Genomic DNA, 15199 nt, shown 5'->3' with positions numbered 1-15199 from the left:
AGGTGATGCCGTTGCCACCTACATCGGCTGGCAGCGTATCCGTAATGGTTACGCCAGTTGCAGATGCCGAACCGGCTCCGTTGGCTACCGAAATACAATATTCGACAACCGCACCGGGTATCGCCTTGGGATTGGTCGCTCCATTAACGGGATCGCTAACCACGCGGCTCGATTTGAACACCGAAATGTCCGCTCCAGCGACTTCGTAGGTGTCGGTATCGCTGTGATAACCGTCGCCTGCGCCGTCACCGGTGCCGGTACCAGCACCGTCTGCGAAGACGTTCTGGACAACCGCTGCATCATCCGCATCACCGGAGTTGTCGACAAATGCGACGCCGGTGACTGAATCGGCAGCCTGACCGATCAACACAAGGTCAGCGGTATCGCCGGTTACAACACCACCCGGGATATTGGCAACCGCATGAACCGTAACGGTTACATCTTCCGCCAAATTGTTGACCGATGTGATCAAGGTGTCGCCGGCATCAAATACGCCGTCGCCATCATCAAGATAATAGGTGACGGTGCCGGTGACGTTGAAATCGTCTCCGCCGAGCTGTTCAGAAGTCAGCAACACGTCGATCGTGTCATTGGTCTGGTTGCTGACTGTGTAAGTCACGGCCTGGTTTGTTGAGCCAGGAGCAACGGTTGTGTTCACGCCGTCGCTTTTTGTGATTACAAGGTTGACCTCTCTATCGACGACGAATGTGTCGCTGTCGACTTCTGCGGTCTGGGGTGTTCCCCCAACGTTGAACGCAACGCTCACATTATTGGTAATGCTCGTGCCCGCATCAGTACCCAAATCTGCGGCAAATGCCGGGTTTACACCCAGCACAGCCATAGAAAAGGCACTTGTGGCCACGAGAAGTCTCAGTTTACTGGTCATAACTGTCTCCTGTTTCAATTAAATGGATTGCCCTACCCCCGCGGCAATCCGGTACGGTCGCGATCACTTTACAGTGCCTCGAAAAACTAGCTTTCCTCCCGAACCTGCGGAAAGAGAGCGGTTGAATTTCCATTTTACGTGCGTCACATCGGTCATCAGAGCGGGACGAACTTCGCCTTTCTCGCCCGGATAGGTGAGGGCCGAAAGCGGTCCCCAGGTCTTGCCTCCGTCTACGGAGACAATTTCGGTGCCATCAGACGTTCCATTGAACGCCACCGCTTTCGGGAGCGGGTTGGTGACAGAGAAATCGGAAGCCGGCGTGCTGCCGACATTCTTGTAGTTGACGACGAACACAAGATTGTCGCCCGGAATGACTGTTGTGGGCTGTTCGAGAACCACTGCGGTGGTGCCGTTCGGCTTTGCCACCTTGCGTTCGACAAAGACGTCGCTCGACAGGCTGACACTGTTGGCCGCCATGGCGGTGCCCGGTAACATCAGTGCTATTGCGATGAAAAATCTTTTTAACATGTTGCGATCCCCGGTTATTATCAGTCGATTGTTACTTGAAAGGTGATGGTGCGTGTTTGCCCGCCCGGAACCGTGCCCAGGGCCACGGCGATCGAACTGCCGTCGAAGGAACCGGCGTCGGCGTCGCTCGCAGAATCGGACAGTGGCGCGCCTTCCAGCGTGATGGTTTCGGCATTATATGTCGTATCGGCGGGGATATCGTCGGTGATCGCCAGATTGGCCAGGTTGCCGGTACCGGTCGTGGTTGCGACCAGTTGATAGAAAATGACCGAGCCGGGTACAGCGGTTGCTCCGCCGAACGGATCGACGATCGTGGCGCTTTTTACCAGCGTGATTTCGGCAGTCTGCACAACAAAAAAGCCGCTATCTTCATCATTCGCGCCGGTTGAGCCGACAACAGCATCACCACCGCCATCGCCCTGTCCGGCAAATATGTCACCCGGTGTGCCGCTGCCGGTATTGGCGACTGCAGCAAGCTCAATTTCGGCGCGATCCCCGTCATTGGCAGAGGCCGGAATGGTGGAAAGGATGAAAACCGTGATGCTTTCATCCGGCGCAAGTACCGGATCATTGGTGCCGGGCGTGTAAATGGTGTCGACTCCGGGATCGTAAACCCCGTTGCCATTGGTATCGAGAATGATTTGTTCAAATGTGGTGTCAAATTCATCGCCGGGCTTCGCGGTATCCGCGGATAAAGTGAACGCCTCGGAACCGTTTCCGGTATTGGTCACTTGATAGGTGGTTACCTGCGCGGTCGATCCTGGTGAAGTGGCCACGTCGCCCGGGTCGCTGGAAACAACTGTGACGTCGAGCAACTCATCCACTTTGATCGTCACGATATTTGAATCGATGGTGACGGGGGGGTCGCCCGGCGGCCCGTCAAAGGTGGCTTGCGCGACATTGACGATATCGGTTCCGGCAACCGTCCCCGCCGCATGGGCAGATGTTGGCGCCAGAAAGAGGGCAGCAGCACCAACCGCAAACGACAGCTGTCGGCGAATGGAATGTTTGGCAAGCGGATACGCAGGACGTTCGCAAGTCTGTTTTTCGATACAGTTCATGCGGTCTGTATGACCAATAAAGGAAAATATTTCGTAAACAGGCGCTAAATGACGTCATGAGTTTCAGACCGTCAAAACCGGCGGAAAACTGGCGATGAATTTAGTTAATTAAGCAGTCGTTTCGCGTTGCTTTACTCCGTGTTAACCGTAACAAAGTGTAACTAAGGGTATTAATTGCGACCAATCGCGATGTTTGCGATTTTTCGAAGCCGTGGCTGCCGGCATGATATGTAAGGGCCGGGAATGCGGCTCTGGTGAGCCATCCTCCGAAATATGTTGGATATTCGAAAGAGTGTAGTTGACAGGGATGCAGTGCTCTTATACTTGCGCTGCTTCACCGCCATTGCAGGCGCATATGCGGGTGTAGCTCAGTTGGTTAGAGCGCCGGCCTGTCACGCCGGAGGTCGCGAGTTCAAGTCTCGTCACTCGCGCCATTTCCCTTGTTTTCAGGGAGATGACGCAAAGATCCCGTATTCATCCAGGTCAACAAGGGGCGGATCGGGAAAATCCATCCAATCCCCAGAATCACATAGGCCGGCAATTGCAGCCAGAAATTGAGCCCGCTAATCTGGTCTATCAGGGTCACGGCGATGCCGGACCACAGCAGGATCAGCAACAACATCAAAATCATCCCGACCGGCTTGCGCCAGCTCGGCTGATTTTGTGTATTCTTATCAGTTTTTGCTGTCATGACGTCATCCTAAGTCATTCGATTATTTCACATTCCGTCACGATCATATGCAGAGTCACATCATGTGGTTCGGTCGGAATTTCATCTGCTTCCTGAACCGACCAGGCGAGGCCGATACGAGGAACATCGGGATGTTTTCCAAAGCTCCGGTCATAATGTCCTCCGCCCTGACCCAGTCTCCGCAAGGACCGGTCGAAGGCCACGAGAGGGGCGATGATCATGTCCGGGTCTGCCAATGCACAGCTTTCGTCAGGTTCGGGGATATTCCTGAACCCGGTTACCAGAATATCCGCGCCTGACACCAGCCGGAAATCGAGATGGCCATCCTCTGTAACGCGCGGCAATGCTATGCTGGCACCGATTTCTGTTAGATATTCGATCAGGCGCGTAGTGGGTGCTTCGGAACCGACGCTTCGATAGATCGCGACGGTTTGATCCTGCTTGATCAGACGGGACAAGGGTGAGGGAGGTCGGCGGAAAGACAGATTGCGGCTTGCGGTATCCAGCTGGCCGACAAATGCATCGCGGCGCCTTTTATACTCTTCGCGTAGCTTCTTCTTTTTCTCTTTTAAGCTACTCAAAAGATATGCTTTCTTTGCAAAAAAGTGACGGGACCATCTTGGTCGTTTGCCGGAAAATCCTCTGACGCCTATTACGTCAGGTGGGCGCCATATGCATCGGACCCGACTGCAAAACAGTCCGCAATCCGGGCAGGGACAGCTCCCTAGGAAGTTATATCGCCTCAGGGATGTTCGTATCAAGCTCGTGCCAGACAGTACCCGTCAGATCTTATCTAGGCGTGATAGGGGAGTTACTCAAGGCTATTTGCCAGTTGCTCGGCGCGATCTGCCAGTTTTTCCAGCGCGGCAACCACCTGGTTGTCTATCGGGTCCCGCAGCGCGGGGCCACCATCCCCGGCCGGTTGGGCAGGAGCGGATTGTGCGCTGTGCAGATCATCCGCGAGTAGCAATGATGCAAATAGCAGCATCCGGCTTTCGGTCAGTCCGGTCGGATCCCCGGATTCGCGGGTTTTCCCGTCAACCATCTTGGCCAATTTGGTCAGATGAGATTCCTCACCGTCCTGACAGGTTACCATGAACGAACGGCCGCCGATTTCCAGTTTCATCTGTGCCATGTCAGTGTTCCCGTCGCTCGATCAGGCCGTCTATCGTATGGATGGCCTGTTTCATTTCCGATTTCAGCGCTTCGTGACGCGCCGCCAGTTCCGGATCAATATCTCCCTTCGCCGCGCTTTTGGCCGTTTCAATGCGGCTCAACGCGCGTTCAATCCGGCCTATGGCCAGGATGACTGGTTCATTGTCCATGAGCATTTTCCATAGCTTGCTTCCAACAGGTGAGTTTCTGTCTTTCCTTGCTATCAATCTATTCCGTCGCCGTAAACACAAGATCGGGAAAAGCGGTCCTTGACGCCGCCTTGCTGGATCATCAAAGGAGGAGGCAAAATAGCGAATCGCAGCATATTGCTGCACTCTCACACTCGCCAATCCGGGGGACAATAACAGCGATGACCGTTACCGAACAAAACATGGCAAACGCCATAAGAGCGCTTGCCATGGATGCGGTTCAAGCGGCGAACAGCGGTCATCCCGGGATGCCGATGGGCATGGCTGATGTCGCCACCGTGCTGTTTAGCGATTTCCTGAAATACGATCCGCAAGCGCCAAAATGGGCGGACCGTGACCGGTTCGTATTGTCCGCAGGCCATGGCTCGATGCTGATCTATTCACTGCTCCATCTGACCGGATATGCGCGACCGACGCTGCAGGATATCAAGGATTTTCGTCAACTGAGCTCACCCTGCGCCGGGCATCCTGAAAATTTCAAGCTGGAAGGCGTGGAAACGACGACCGGTCCGCTGGGGCAGGGCTTCGCGACCGCGGTGGGCATGGCGGTTGCCGAGCGGCATCTGAACGCGGTGTTCGGCGATGATCTGGTGGATCACAAAACCTGGGTGGTTGCCGGTGACGGTTGCCTGATGGAAGGGATCAACCATGAAGCGGTCGGTCTGGCGGGCCATTTGGGCTTGGGCAGACTTAATGTCCTTTGGGATAATAATGGTATAACTATCGATGGTAAAACAGATTTATCGACAAGTGAAGATATTCCGGCGCGCTATCGCGCATCCGGCTGGCATGTTGTTTCCTGCGATGGCCATGATTTTGACGACATCCGCAAGGCTTTAAGCGAGGCGGAAGCTGATCCCCGGCCTTCGCTGATCGCGTGCAAGACGATCATCGGTTTTGGCGCCCCGACCAAGCAGGGCACCGCCGCAACCCATGGCGCTCCGCTTGGCGATGAAGAAATCGCCGGAACCCGCGTCGCCTTGGGCTGGGAACATAAACCCTTTATTATTCCGGAAGATATCTTGACGTCGTGGCGGCAACTGGGCGCTAAAGGCGCCGCTGTTCGTGCCGATTGGGAAGGCCGGTTGAGCGGCCACGCGCAGGCAGGCGAGTTCCAGCGGCGCATGGCGGGCGATCTGCCCGACGACGGTGCGATGCAAGACTATCTCGCGGGTCTGGCGAAAGATCCACCGAAATGGGCGACGCGCAAGGCTTCCGAAATGGCTCTGGGTGCGATCACCGCAGTCCTGCCAGAGATGATCGGCGGCAGCGCGGATCTGACAGGTTCAAACAATACCAAAACTCCTTCCACCAAGCCTTTGACAAAAGATGATTATTCTGGCCGCTATATCTATTACGGTATCCGCGAATTCGGCATGGCAGCGGCGATGAACGGTATGGCTCTGCACGGCGGGATCATCCCCTATGGCGGTACATTTCTGGTGTTTACCGATTATTGCCGCGGTGCGATGCGGCTTTCGGCGATCCAGAACGCGCGGGCCATCTATGTCATGACCCATGACAGCATCGGTCTGGGCGAGGATGGTCCGACCCACCAGCCAATCGAACATATCCAAAGCTTGCGCCTGATGCCGAACATGCACGTCTACCGGCCTGCAGACGCGATCGAAACAGCCGAGTGCTGGGCACTGGCAATCAAGCGGTCGGATGGTCCCTCGACGCTTGCTCTGACCCGCCAGGGCCTTCCGCCGTTGCGCAGTGACGTCAGCACAAACCTCTGTGAAAAAGGCGCTTATCGCCTGAAAGCGGCGGAAAGCGAAAAACGCGTCGTGCTAGTTGCCACGGGCTCTGAAGTGTCGCTGGCGATGGATGTCGCTGCCAAGCTGGAGGCTGCGGGTGTGGGCGCTGATGTGGTATCGATGCCCTGCGCCGAATTATTTGACGGGCAAAGCGATGACTATCGCAATGAATTGCTCGGCGGCGACGCAATATTGCGGGTCTCGATCGAAGCCGGAACGACTTTCGGTTGGGAACGCTATACCGGCCTGAACGGGCTGCGGTTCGGGATAGACAGTTTCGGGGCGTCGGCTCCGATTGACGATCTCTTCGCGCATTTCGGCTTGACCGTGGATGCGATCACCCCGCAGATACTAAAGAAAATTGGCTAAACTTCGCCAGTAGGTTTGAATTCAAAGGAGCAAAATAGATGACGAAAGTAGCAATTAACGGATTTGGCCGGATCGGTCGTCTTGTCGCCCGCGCGATTCTGGAACGTGATGACGATGGCCTTGAACTGGTCGCGATCAACGATCTTGCCGATGCGGACGCCAATGCGTTGCTTTTCGCCTATGACAGCGTCCACGGCCGCTTCCCCGGCGAAGTGACCGCCCATGGCGATCACATCATGGTCAACGGCAAGAAGATTGCCGTAACCTCCGAACGCAATCCCGGCGATCTGCCGCATGCTGCAATGGGTATTGATATCGTGCTCGAATGCACCGGCTTCTTCCAGTCCAAGGATGCGGCGCAGCCGCATATCGATGCCGGCGCGAAACGCGTATTGATCTCGGCGCCGGCAAAGGGTGATCTGAAAACGGTTGTTTTCGGAGTCAATCACGACGTCCTGACGTCATCGGATGTCATTGTTTCCAATGCATCTTGTACTACAAACTGCCTGGCTCCGGTCGCCAAGGTGCTCAACGATACCGTCGGCATCGAACGCGGGTTCATGACCACCATTCACAGCTATACCAACGACCAGCGGATGCTCGACCAGATCCACAGCGACATGCGCCGCGCGCGCGCCGGCGCGGTCAACATGATCCCTACAACCACTGGTGCAGCCCGGGCCGTTGGTCTGGTTCTGCCGGAACTGAACGGCAAGCTCGACGGCTCGTCGATCCGCGTGCCGACGCCAAATGTCAGCCTGGTCGATCTTGTGTTTACGCCGGGCCGCGATACCAGCGTCGAGGAGATCAACGGAGCGCTCAAAGCTGCGGCAGACGGCCCGATGAAGGGCGTATTGGTGTTTGAAGACAAACCGCTGGTTTCCAGCGATTTCAACCATCAGCCCGCCAGCAGTTCGGTCGACAGTCTGGAAACGACGGTAATGGACGGCAAGCTTGTCCGCGTGGTCAGCTGGTATGACAATGAATGGGGCTTCTCCAACCGCATGATCGATACCGCCAAGGTGATGGCCGGTTTGATCTAACGCATAAAGGCTCTGAGCAATGTCTTCCAACAACTTTAAAACGCTGGATGATATCGGTGATGTTCAAGGGAAGCGCGGTCTGATCCGCGTCGACCTGAATGTCCCGATGGCAGACGGCAAGGTTACCGATGATACCCGGCTGAAAGCTTTATTGCCGACGGTCACCGAACTGGCGGACAAGGGCGCAAAACTGCTGCTGCTCGCTCATTTCGGTCGTCCCAAAGGCGAGTATAAGCCGGAATATTCCCTCGAACCGGTGGTCGCGCCTTTGGCAGCGGTGCTAGGCCGGGATGTAGGCTTCATGCCGCGCCCGGATCATGACGCCATCGCCGCATTGCCGGACGGCAGCATCACGGTGGTCGAAAACAGCCGTTTTGCGGCAGGTGAAGAGCAAAATGATCCCGGCATGGCCAAGATGATCGCGTCGTTCGGTGATTTCTTTGTCAATGACGCGTTCTCGGCGGCGCATCGCGCCCATGTAACAACCGAGGGGCTCGCGCACCATCTGCCTTCTTATGCCGGTCGCTCGATGGAACGGGAGCTGACCGCGCTCGACAAGGCGCTGGGTAACCCCGAACATCCTGTCGCAGCGGTTGTCGGTGGCGCGAAGGTTTCCAGCAAGCTCGATGTCTTGCGGCAAATGGTCGAGCAAGTTGATCATCTGATCATCGGCGGTGGCATGGCCAATACATTTCTGGCGGCGCGCGGCGTGAATGTCGGCAAATCGCTGTGCGAACATGATCTGGCGGATATCGCCAACGAAATATTGGCAGCCGCAGACAAGGCCGGTTGCACGGTTCACCTGCCCTATGATGTCGTGGTGGCCAAGGAATTCAGAGCCAATCCGCCAACCCGTACCGTCAATGTTCACGAGGTTGAACCGGACGAAATGATCCTTGATATCGGACCGGCTGCGGTCGAGGCATTGTCCGACGTGCTGAAAACTTGCAAAACCCTGGTCTGGAATGGCCCGCTCGGTGCGTTTGAAACCCCGCCATTCGATGTCGCAACGGTCGCGCTGGCGAGAACCGCGGCGGCCTTGACAAAAGAAGGGCAGCTGCTCTCGGTCGCAGGCGGCGGCGATACAGTGGCCGCGCTCAATCAGGCGGGCGTTGCTGACGATTTCAGCTTTGTGTCGACTGCCGGTGGCGCTTTTCTCGAATGGATGGAAGGCAAGGTCTTGCCCGGCGTCGAAGCTCTGAAACAGTCCGATTAAAAATATACTGGGAATCAAAAAAATGGCGAATAGCGAAATGTTGAACAAAATCGAAAACGGTGAGGGCTTTATCGCCGCGCTGGACCAGAGCGGTGGCTCGACGCCAAAAGCACTGGCCGGCTATGGCATTGGCGAAGATGCGTTTTCAAACGACGACGATATGTTCGGGCTGATCCACAAAATGCGCAGTCGCATCATCACTGCGCCAAGCTTTGGCAGCGGCAAGGTGATCGGAGCAATCCTGTTCGAGAAAACCATGAACGGCGAAGCGGATGGCAAGCCCGTACCGGAGGCGCTGTGGGACAGGGGTGTCGTGCCCTTCCTGAAAGTCGACAAGGGGCTGGCGGACGAAGAAAACGGCGTCCAGCTGATGAAGCCGATTCCGGATCTCGACGAACAGTGCAAAAACGCAGTCGCCAAAAACATGTTTGGCACCAAGATGCGTTCGGTCATCAACAAGGCCAATGCTGCCGGGATCGCTGCCAATGTCGCGCAGCAATTCGCATTCGCCAAACAGATATTGAGCCATGGACTGGTGCCGATCATCGAACCGGAAGTGAATATTAAGAGCGACGAGCGTGCAGAGTGCGACAGGATTTTGTTCGGCGAACTGACCAAGCAGCTTGATGCCCTGGCGGATGATCAGCGGGTGATGCTGAAACTGTCGATCCCGGTAGAACCCAATCTTTACAAGTCGCTGACGGACCATCCCAAGGTGATCCGTCTGGTGGCGCTGTCCGGTGGTTTCTCGACCGATGACGCTTGCGAGGGACTGGCCAAGAATGAAGGCATGATCGCCAGCTTCAGCCGCGGACTGCTTCAGGATTTGCGGGTTTCGCAAAGCGACGAGGAATTTGACGCGGTACTCGGAAGCGCGATCGATAAAATCTACCGGGCTTCGATTGTATAGATATTGGGGGTTGTTGTTGAAGTGAGCAATAGTCAATCCTGCCAGCTCTATCTTATCTCCCCGCTCGATACCGGCGGTGATTTTCCGCAGCAGCTGAAAGAAGCGCTGGAAGCGGGACCGGTCGCGGCGTTCCAGTTTCGGGTGAAGGATATCGATCAGCAGGAAGCAGCCCAGCTTGCCGCGCCGCTGAAAGCGCTTTGTGACGAGCATGACGTTGCGTTCATCGTCAACGATGATATCGCGCTGGCCAAAAAATTGGGCGCGGATGGCGTGCATCTTGGGCAAAGCGACGAGAATCTGAAGAATGCCCGCGCGGAACTGGGTATGGATGTCCAGATTGGCATCACCTGTCACGACAGCCGCCATCTTGCGATGGAAGCGGGCGAGGGCGGTGCAAACTATGTCGCTTTCGGTGCGTTTTTTGCGACCGACACCAAGGAAACGCATCACCGGCCCGAACTGGATATTCTCAAATGGTGGTCTGCGATGATGGAAATACCTTGCGTGGCGATTGGCGGGATCACACCGGAAAACTGCCAGCCATTGGTTGAAGCGGGCGCTGACTTTCTAGCGGTATGTGGTGCGGTGTGGAATGACTCTGAAGGACCGGCCCACGCCGTCCGCAGCTTCAACCAGATTTTGGAAAACAGCTGAGCTAGGTCAGGAAGCGCTTTTTGTTTTGCCGATATTCGAAGCCAGATATTGCGCGACAAAATTGTTCACCGAGGGCGGCGCAAAACTGGGCATCTGTTCGATGTCGCGCAAATAGCCTTCGGTTGGCTTGAACGAGCGCATCTGGCCGTCACAAATCGAATAGCCGAACAGGCCCGCGGCCAGCACATTTCCGTTGCGCGGTGCCGCATTTGTCTCGTTGCGCGGGGGCAGGATGGATTCTCTTTGCATCATGATTCGGTTATAGCTGCAGGGAGATTCTTCGTATTGTATGAAAAAGACCTGTGCTGGAATCCCGGAGCCTTTCCTTGTCACCGGGCTTGCCTATTATCAGCCAGCAGATTACAGCGCCGCTCAATCGAAAAATCTATCAAGCGAGACAGGCGATGAAAATCAGCGGTGTGGATATCCGTCCGGGCAACATATTGGAATATGAAGGTGGCTTGTGGAAGGTTGCCAAAATCCAGCATACCCAGCCCGGCAAGGGCGGCGCCTATATGCAGGTCGAGATGAAAAATCTCATCGACGGCCGCAAGACCAATGTCCGGTTCCGCAGCGCGGACACGGTCGAGAAGGTCCGGCTTGATACCAAGACCTTTCAATATCTCTTCGCCGATGGCGACATGCTGACCTTCATGGACAAGGAAAATTACGAGCAACTCACATTGCCTGCCGATTTGCTGGGCGATGCGGTGGAGTTTTTGCAGGATGGCATGGATGTCCAGCTGGAACTCTACGACGAAAAGCCGCTTTCCGTTCAGCTGCCCGACCATATCGAGGCAGAGATAGTTGAGGCCGATGGAGTGGTAAAAGGCCAGACAGCTTCTTCCAGCTACAAGCCCGCCATTCTCGACAACGGCGTGCGCGTCATGGTGCCCCCATTCATTTCGGCGGGGACCCGGATAATAGTCGATGTCTATGCCCGCGAATATGTTGGCAAGGTTTCCTGAGAATTTTATTCCCCTTCCCGCTTGGGGAAGGGGTCAGGGGTGGGCATGACCAAGCTGTTCGCCCGCTCTTTGAAAAATAGATAGACCCACACACAGCCCCTTTCGTAAACGGGAGGGGGGAGACAATAAAATGCCAGCACATTCCGCCCTTATCACCGTTATGGAACGCGCTGCGCGCAAGGCAGGTTCGCGCCTGCGCCGGGACTTTGGCGAAGTGGAACATCTCCAGGTCTCCAAAAAGGGTCCGGCCGATTTTGTTTCCAAGGCCGATATGCGCGCCGAGCGGATTCTCTATGACGAACTTCTAAAGGTCCGTCCGGGTTGGGGCTTTGTGCTCGAAGAGGGCGGGATGATCGAGGGCGAGGAAGGCAAGCCACGCTGGATCATCGACCCACTCGACGGCACGACGAACTTCCTCCACGGCATTCCGCATTTTGCGATTTCGATCGCCGTCCAGGAACCTTCGCTCGACGGCCGCGGCTGGGGCAAGATTACCAGCGGTCTGATCTACGAACCGCTCAACGACCAGACCTGGTGGGCGGAAATGGACAAGGGCGCATGGCTCGGCGAGAAGCGCTTGCGCGTGTCGGCACGGCGCGACTTGTCGGAATCACTGATTGCCACCGGTATCCCGTTCAAAGGTCACGGCGATCTCAGCGAATGGGCACGAATTTTTGGTGCAGTCGCGCCGCAAGTGGCCGGCATCCGGCGCAATGGTTCGGCCGCGCTGGATCTCGCCTGGCTCGCGGCCGGCCGCTATGACGGTTTCTGGGAAGCCGGATTAAAAGTCTGGGACGTGGCTGCGGGCATTTTGATGGTTCGCGAAGCCGGTGGATTTGTCACGGACTATACTGGCGGCGACCAGCCGATCGGTCAGGGAGAAATATTGGCTTCGAACGAAGCGCTGCACAGCAAGCTGCACCGGATATTGGCAAAGTCGCTGCTGTAAGTGCGAATGGCTCGCAAATCGCCGCAAATTTAAGGCAATTCGACCTTGCAGCATCGGAACCCACTGCCTAAAAGCGGCCCCAATATTAGCGAAACGAGTCTATTGTGGTCGATCTTTCCGAATATGCACCAATTTTGTTGTTCCTGTTTGTCGCCCTTGGCTTGTCCACCGCCTTCGTGTTTCTGCCGATGGGCGTCTCAAGGCTGACCGGTACCCATAATCCCAGCGCGGAAAAGCTCTCGGAATATGAATGCGGTTTTCCCGCTTTTGAAGATTCTCGCAGCCAGTTTGATGTGCGATTCTATCTGGTTGCGATCCTGTTCATCATTTTTGACCTCGAAGCGGCGTTTCTGTTCCCGTGGGCGGTGTCGCTTGATCTGACCGGCTGGGTTGGCTGGTCGACGATGATGGTCTTCTTGGCGGAATTGATCATCGGTTATATATATGCCTGGAAAATGGGAGCGCTGGAGTGGGATTAGAGGCTAACACCAGCGGGACGGCAATTCTCAACGCCGATGGCACGCCGATGCGTCCGAATACCGATCCCGACCAGGCGTTTTTCAAGGACCTGAATTCGGAAGTGAACGACAAGGGTTTTCTTGTCACCTCGACCGAGGAACTGTTTCAATGGGCCCGGACCGGTTCGCTCTGGTGGATGACTTTCGGTCTCGCTTGCTGCGCGGTCGAGATGATCCATGTCAATATGCCACGCTACGATATGGAACGCTTTGGTGCTGCACCGCGCGCCAGTCCGCGCCAGTCGGACGTGATGATCGTCGCCGGGACGCTGTGCAACAAAATGGCCCCGGCGCTGCGCAAGGTCTATGACCAGATGTCCGATCCGAAATATGTGATCTCGATGGGCAGCTGCGCCAACGGCGGCGGCTATTATCATTATAGCTATTCGGTTGTCCGCGGTTGTGACCGGATCGTGCCGGTGGATATATACGTGCCCGGGTGCCCGCCGACCGCAGAGGCGTTGCTCTACGGCGTGATGCAATTGCAGCGGAAGATCCGGCGCATCGGGACGTTTGAGCGCTAGGATGGCTCATTCCGCTCCCGCAATCTCCAGCAACACCGGCGTTGCTGCCAAGCTTGGCAAGGCGATCGGTGCGGCCTTGCTCGACACGGTCGAGGCCTATGGCGAGATCAGCTTTACCGTCGAGCGCAGCAAGCTCGCCACGGTACTGGACAAGCTGCGCGACAAGCATGAATATCAGCAACTGGTGGAAATCGCCGGCGTCGATTATCCGGACCGGCCGGAACGGTTCGAGGTCTGCTATCATCTGCTCAGCCTGACCAGGAACCACCGTATCCGGGTCAAGGTCTCGACCGATGAAGACTCGCCAGTGCCGAGCGTCACCCATATCTGGGAAGTTGCAGGCTGGCTCGAGCGCGAAGTGTTCGACATGTACGGCGATTTGTTCGACGGCAATACTGATTTGCGCCGCATCCTGACCGACTATGGTTTTCAGGGCCACCCGTTCCGCAAGGATTTCCCGCTGACCGGCTATGTCGAGATGCGCTATTCGGAAGAAGCGAAGCGCGTAGTCTACGAGCCGGTGAAACTGGCCCAGGATTTCCGCAGTTTCGATTTCATGTCGCCATGGGAAGGCGCGGACTATATCCTTCCGGGTGACGAGAAAGTGGGTGGCGAAGCGCCGCCGCCGACCCCGAAAACGACTGAAGACAAGGACGACACCGGAGCGGGTGATAAGGCCAACAAGGAAGCGGCCAAGCCGTCGAAACGCGACGAGGCCGATGTCGAGACGCCGGCACCGAAACGGACCAAGTCGGGTACGCAGAAGAAGGGCGAGGGCAAGTGATGCGCGATTTTCTCAACACTCGTCACCCCGAACTTGTTTCAGGGTCCATTGCTGGTCTTGAAGCAGGCCTCTCGATGGATCGATGGATGCTGAAACAAGTTCAGCATGACGAAGCTCGGGAGTATTCTCGATGAGCGACTATCTCGACGAAATGGACCATATCGCCGACGACACCGACCCGACGGTTGGCGATCTCGAAATCCAGAATTTCACGATCAACTTTGGCCCCCAGCATCCCGCCGCCCACGGCGTGCTGCGGATGGTGATGGAGCTCGACGGCGAAGTGGTCGAACGGGTCGATCCGCATATCGGGCTGCTCCACCGCGGCACCGAGAAACTGATCGAGCACAAGACCTATTTGCAGGCCTTGCCCTATTTTGACCGGCTCGACTATTGCTCGCCGCTGGCGATGGAGCATAGCTATGTGCTGGCGATCGAGAAATTGCTCGATCTCGAGGTTCCCTTGCGCGGTCAATATCTGCGGGTGCTGTTCGCCGAGCTGACCCGGATCTGCAATCATATGCTCAACATCGGCGCCCATGTGATGGATGTCGGCGCGATGACCCCGAATATCTGGGTGTTTGAAATTCGCGAACAATGCCTTGAATTTTTCGAACGGGCCAGCGGCGCGCGGATGCACAGCGCGTGGTTCCGGCCCGGCGGCGTCCATCAGGATGTGCCGCTCAAGCTGCTCACCGATATGGCCGACTGGCTGGATGAATTTCCGACGCTGTTCAACGACGCAATGAGCCTTGTCGTCGGCAACCGCATCTTCAAGCAGCGCAATGTCGACATCGCGACCGTTTCGAAAGACGATGCCGTGCGCTGGGGCTTTTCCGGCCCGGTTTTGCGCGGCAGCGGTGTTGCCTGGGACCTGCGCAAGTCGCAGCCTTATGATGTCTATGACCGGATGGAATTTGACGTTCCGGTCGGCACCCGTGGCGACTGCTATGACCGGTTCATGGTCCGGGTCG

General features: G+C 56.4%; 19 protein-coding genes and 1 tRNA gene. 12 read left to right on the top strand and 8 right to left on the bottom strand.

Annotated elements, in window-relative coordinates:
- The 3 genes from WBM93_RS12540 to WBM93_RS12530 all read right to left on the bottom strand — a co-directional run.
- A partial coding sequence (locus WBM93_RS12540) for a hypothetical protein (protein WP_424432202.1) occupies positions 1 to 886 on the bottom strand: 886 nt, incomplete at its 3' end.
- A gap of 63 nt (positions 887 to 949) precedes the next feature.
- A complete protein-coding gene (locus tag WBM93_RS12535) occupies positions 950 to 1414 on the bottom strand; it encodes a hypothetical protein (RefSeq protein WP_424432201.1) in 465 nt (154 codons plus the stop codon).
- 20 nt (positions 1415 to 1434) lie between these two features.
- Entirely contained in the window at positions 1435 to 2475 is a 1041-nt protein-coding gene (locus tag WBM93_RS12530; RefSeq protein WP_424432200.1) for a hypothetical protein, read from the bottom strand.
- A 357-nt stretch (positions 2476 to 2832) separates the two neighbouring features.
- Here WBM93_RS12530 and WBM93_RS12525 point away from each other — a divergent pair.
- Positions 2833 to 2909, top strand: a tRNA-Asp gene (locus WBM93_RS12525).
- Here the strand turns inward: WBM93_RS12525 and WBM93_RS12520 are convergent.
- From WBM93_RS12520 to WBM93_RS12505, 4 genes are all read right to left on the bottom strand, one after another.
- A complete protein-coding gene (locus WBM93_RS12520; protein WP_424432199.1) occupies positions 2888 to 3166 on the bottom strand; it encodes a DUF2842 domain-containing protein in 279 nt (92 codons plus the stop codon). The two genes, WBM93_RS12525 and WBM93_RS12520, sit on opposite strands and share 22 nt — an antisense overlap.
- Positions 3167 to 3180: 14 nt before the next feature.
- Positions 3181 to 3747 (bottom strand): 5-formyltetrahydrofolate cyclo-ligase, encoded by a 567-nt coding sequence (locus WBM93_RS12515; protein WP_424432198.1) that lies wholly within the window; start codon positions 3745 to 3747, stop codon positions 3181 to 3183.
- Positions 3748 to 3977: 230 nt separating this feature from the next.
- Positions 3978 to 4301, bottom strand: coding sequence for a cell division protein ZapA (locus WBM93_RS12510; RefSeq protein ID WP_424432197.1), 324 nt, complete (start codon positions 4299 to 4301; stop codon positions 3978 to 3980).
- A gap of 1 nt (position 4302) precedes the next feature.
- Complete coding sequence (locus tag WBM93_RS12505) at positions 4303 to 4491, bottom strand: hypothetical protein (RefSeq protein ID WP_424432196.1); 189 nt, start codon at positions 4489 to 4491, stop codon at positions 4303 to 4305.
- A 200-nt stretch (positions 4492 to 4691) separates the two neighbouring features.
- Between WBM93_RS12505 and tkt the strand changes: the two genes are divergently transcribed.
- The 5 genes from tkt to thiE are packed head-to-tail and all read left to right on the top strand — an operon-like array spanning position 4692 to position 10482.
- On the top strand, positions 4692 to 6659 hold the full coding sequence (gene tkt, locus WBM93_RS12500; RefSeq protein WP_424432195.1) for a transketolase: 1968 nt from the start codon (positions 4692 to 4694) through the stop codon (positions 6657 to 6659).
- Positions 6660 to 6697: 38 nt separating this feature from the next.
- Entirely contained in the window at positions 6698 to 7702 is a 1005-nt protein-coding gene (gap, locus tag WBM93_RS12495) for a type I glyceraldehyde-3-phosphate dehydrogenase (protein WP_424432194.1), read from the top strand.
- Positions 7703 to 7721: 19 nt separating this feature from the next.
- Positions 7722 to 8918, top strand: a complete 1197-nt coding sequence (locus tag WBM93_RS12490; protein ID WP_424432193.1) for a phosphoglycerate kinase — start codon at positions 7722 to 7724, stop codon at positions 8916 to 8918.
- A 22-nt stretch (positions 8919 to 8940) separates the two neighbouring features.
- Complete coding sequence (locus WBM93_RS12485) at positions 8941 to 9828, top strand: fructose bisphosphate aldolase (protein ID WP_424432192.1); 888 nt, start codon at positions 8941 to 8943, stop codon at positions 9826 to 9828.
- A gap of 21 nt (positions 9829 to 9849) precedes the next feature.
- Positions 9850 to 10482, top strand: coding sequence for a thiamine phosphate synthase (gene thiE / locus WBM93_RS12480; RefSeq protein ID WP_424432191.1), 633 nt, complete (start codon positions 9850 to 9852; stop codon positions 10480 to 10482).
- A gap of 6 nt (positions 10483 to 10488) precedes the next feature.
- Here the strand turns inward: thiE and WBM93_RS12475 are convergent, their stop codons facing one another.
- The gene (locus tag WBM93_RS12475; protein WP_424432190.1) at positions 10489 to 10734 is read right to left on the bottom strand and encodes a hypothetical protein; all 246 of its coding nucleotides are present in this window, start codon (positions 10732 to 10734) and stop codon (positions 10489 to 10491) included.
- A gap of 152 nt (positions 10735 to 10886) precedes the next feature.
- Between WBM93_RS12475 and efp the strand changes: the two genes are divergently transcribed.
- From efp to WBM93_RS12445, 6 genes are all read left to right on the top strand, one after another.
- Positions 10887 to 11450, top strand: a complete 564-nt coding sequence (gene efp, locus WBM93_RS12470; RefSeq protein ID WP_424432204.1) for an elongation factor P — start codon at positions 10887 to 10889, stop codon at positions 11448 to 11450.
- A 130-nt stretch (positions 11451 to 11580) separates the two neighbouring features.
- Positions 11581 to 12399, top strand: coding sequence for an inositol monophosphatase family protein (locus tag WBM93_RS12465; protein ID WP_424432189.1), 819 nt, complete (start codon positions 11581 to 11583; stop codon positions 12397 to 12399).
- Between the two features lie 104 nt (positions 12400 to 12503).
- Positions 12504 to 12878 carry an NADH-quinone oxidoreductase subunit A gene (gene ndhC, locus WBM93_RS12460; RefSeq protein ID WP_424432188.1) on the top strand — a complete coding sequence of 125 codons (375 nt, stop codon included), beginning with the start codon at positions 12504 to 12506 and terminating at the stop codon, positions 12876 to 12878.
- A 47-nt stretch (positions 12879 to 12925) separates the two neighbouring features.
- On the top strand, positions 12926 to 13441 hold the full coding sequence (locus WBM93_RS12455) for a NuoB/complex I 20 kDa subunit family protein (protein WP_424432203.1): 516 nt from the start codon (positions 12926 to 12928) through the stop codon (positions 13439 to 13441).
- 1 nt (position 13442) lies between these two features.
- Entirely contained in the window at positions 13443 to 14225 is a 783-nt protein-coding gene (locus WBM93_RS12450; protein ID WP_424432187.1) for an NADH-quinone oxidoreductase subunit C, read from the top strand.
- 130 nt (positions 14226 to 14355) lie between these two features.
- Positions 14356 to 15199, top strand: an 844-nt coding sequence (locus WBM93_RS12445; protein WP_424432186.1) for an NADH-quinone oxidoreductase subunit D, incomplete at its 3' end; no start/stop codon positions are given.

The organism is Parasphingorhabdus sp., from assembly GCF_049667325.1.
In the GTDB taxonomy this organism is placed as follows: domain Bacteria; phylum Pseudomonadota; class Alphaproteobacteria; order Sphingomonadales; family Sphingomonadaceae; genus Parasphingorhabdus.
Note: the sequence above shows the minus strand (reverse complement) of the source record. Positions and strands in the feature narration are given on the sequence as shown.

Excerpts from the sequence above, each read along its gene's own strand:
- WBM93_RS12535 (WP_424432201.1), bottom strand. The coding sequence starts at position 1,414 with ATGTTAAAAAGATTTTTCATCGCAATAGCACTGATGTTACCGGGCACC.
- WBM93_RS12530 (WP_424432200.1), bottom strand. The coding sequence starts at position 2,475 with ATGAACTGTATCGAAAAACAGACTTGCGAACGTCCTGCGTATCCGCTT.
- WBM93_RS12520 (WP_424432199.1), bottom strand. The coding sequence starts at position 3,166 with ATGACAGCAAAAACTGATAAGAATACACAAAATCAGCCGAGCTGGCGC.
- WBM93_RS12510 (WP_424432197.1), bottom strand. The coding sequence starts at position 4,301 with ATGGCACAGATGAAACTGGAAATCGGCGGCCGTTCGTTCATGGTAACC.
- WBM93_RS12505 (WP_424432196.1), bottom strand. The coding sequence starts at position 4,491 with ATGGACAATGAACCAGTCATCCTGGCCATAGGCCGGATTGAACGCGCG.
- tkt (WP_424432195.1), top strand. The coding sequence starts at position 4,692 with ATGACCGTTACCGAACAAAACATGGCAAACGCCATAAGAGCGCTTGCC.
- gap (WP_424432194.1), top strand. The coding sequence starts at position 6,698 with ATGACGAAAGTAGCAATTAACGGATTTGGCCGGATCGGTCGTCTTGTC.
- WBM93_RS12490 (WP_424432193.1), top strand. The coding sequence starts at position 7,722 with ATGTCTTCCAACAACTTTAAAACGCTGGATGATATCGGTGATGTTCAA.
- WBM93_RS12485 (WP_424432192.1), top strand. The coding sequence starts at position 8,941 with ATGGCGAATAGCGAAATGTTGAACAAAATCGAAAACGGTGAGGGCTTT.
- WBM93_RS12475 (WP_424432190.1), bottom strand. The coding sequence starts at position 10,734 with ATGATGCAAAGAGAATCCATCCTGCCCCCGCGCAACGAGACAAATGCG.
- efp (WP_424432204.1), top strand. The coding sequence starts at position 10,887 with ATGAAAATCAGCGGTGTGGATATCCGTCCGGGCAACATATTGGAATAT.
- WBM93_RS12465 (WP_424432189.1), top strand. The coding sequence starts at position 11,581 with ATGCCAGCACATTCCGCCCTTATCACCGTTATGGAACGCGCTGCGCGC.
- WBM93_RS12455 (WP_424432203.1), top strand. The coding sequence starts at position 12,926 with ATGCGTCCGAATACCGATCCCGACCAGGCGTTTTTCAAGGACCTGAAT.
- WBM93_RS12450 (WP_424432187.1), top strand. The coding sequence starts at position 13,443 with ATGGCTCATTCCGCTCCCGCAATCTCCAGCAACACCGGCGTTGCTGCC.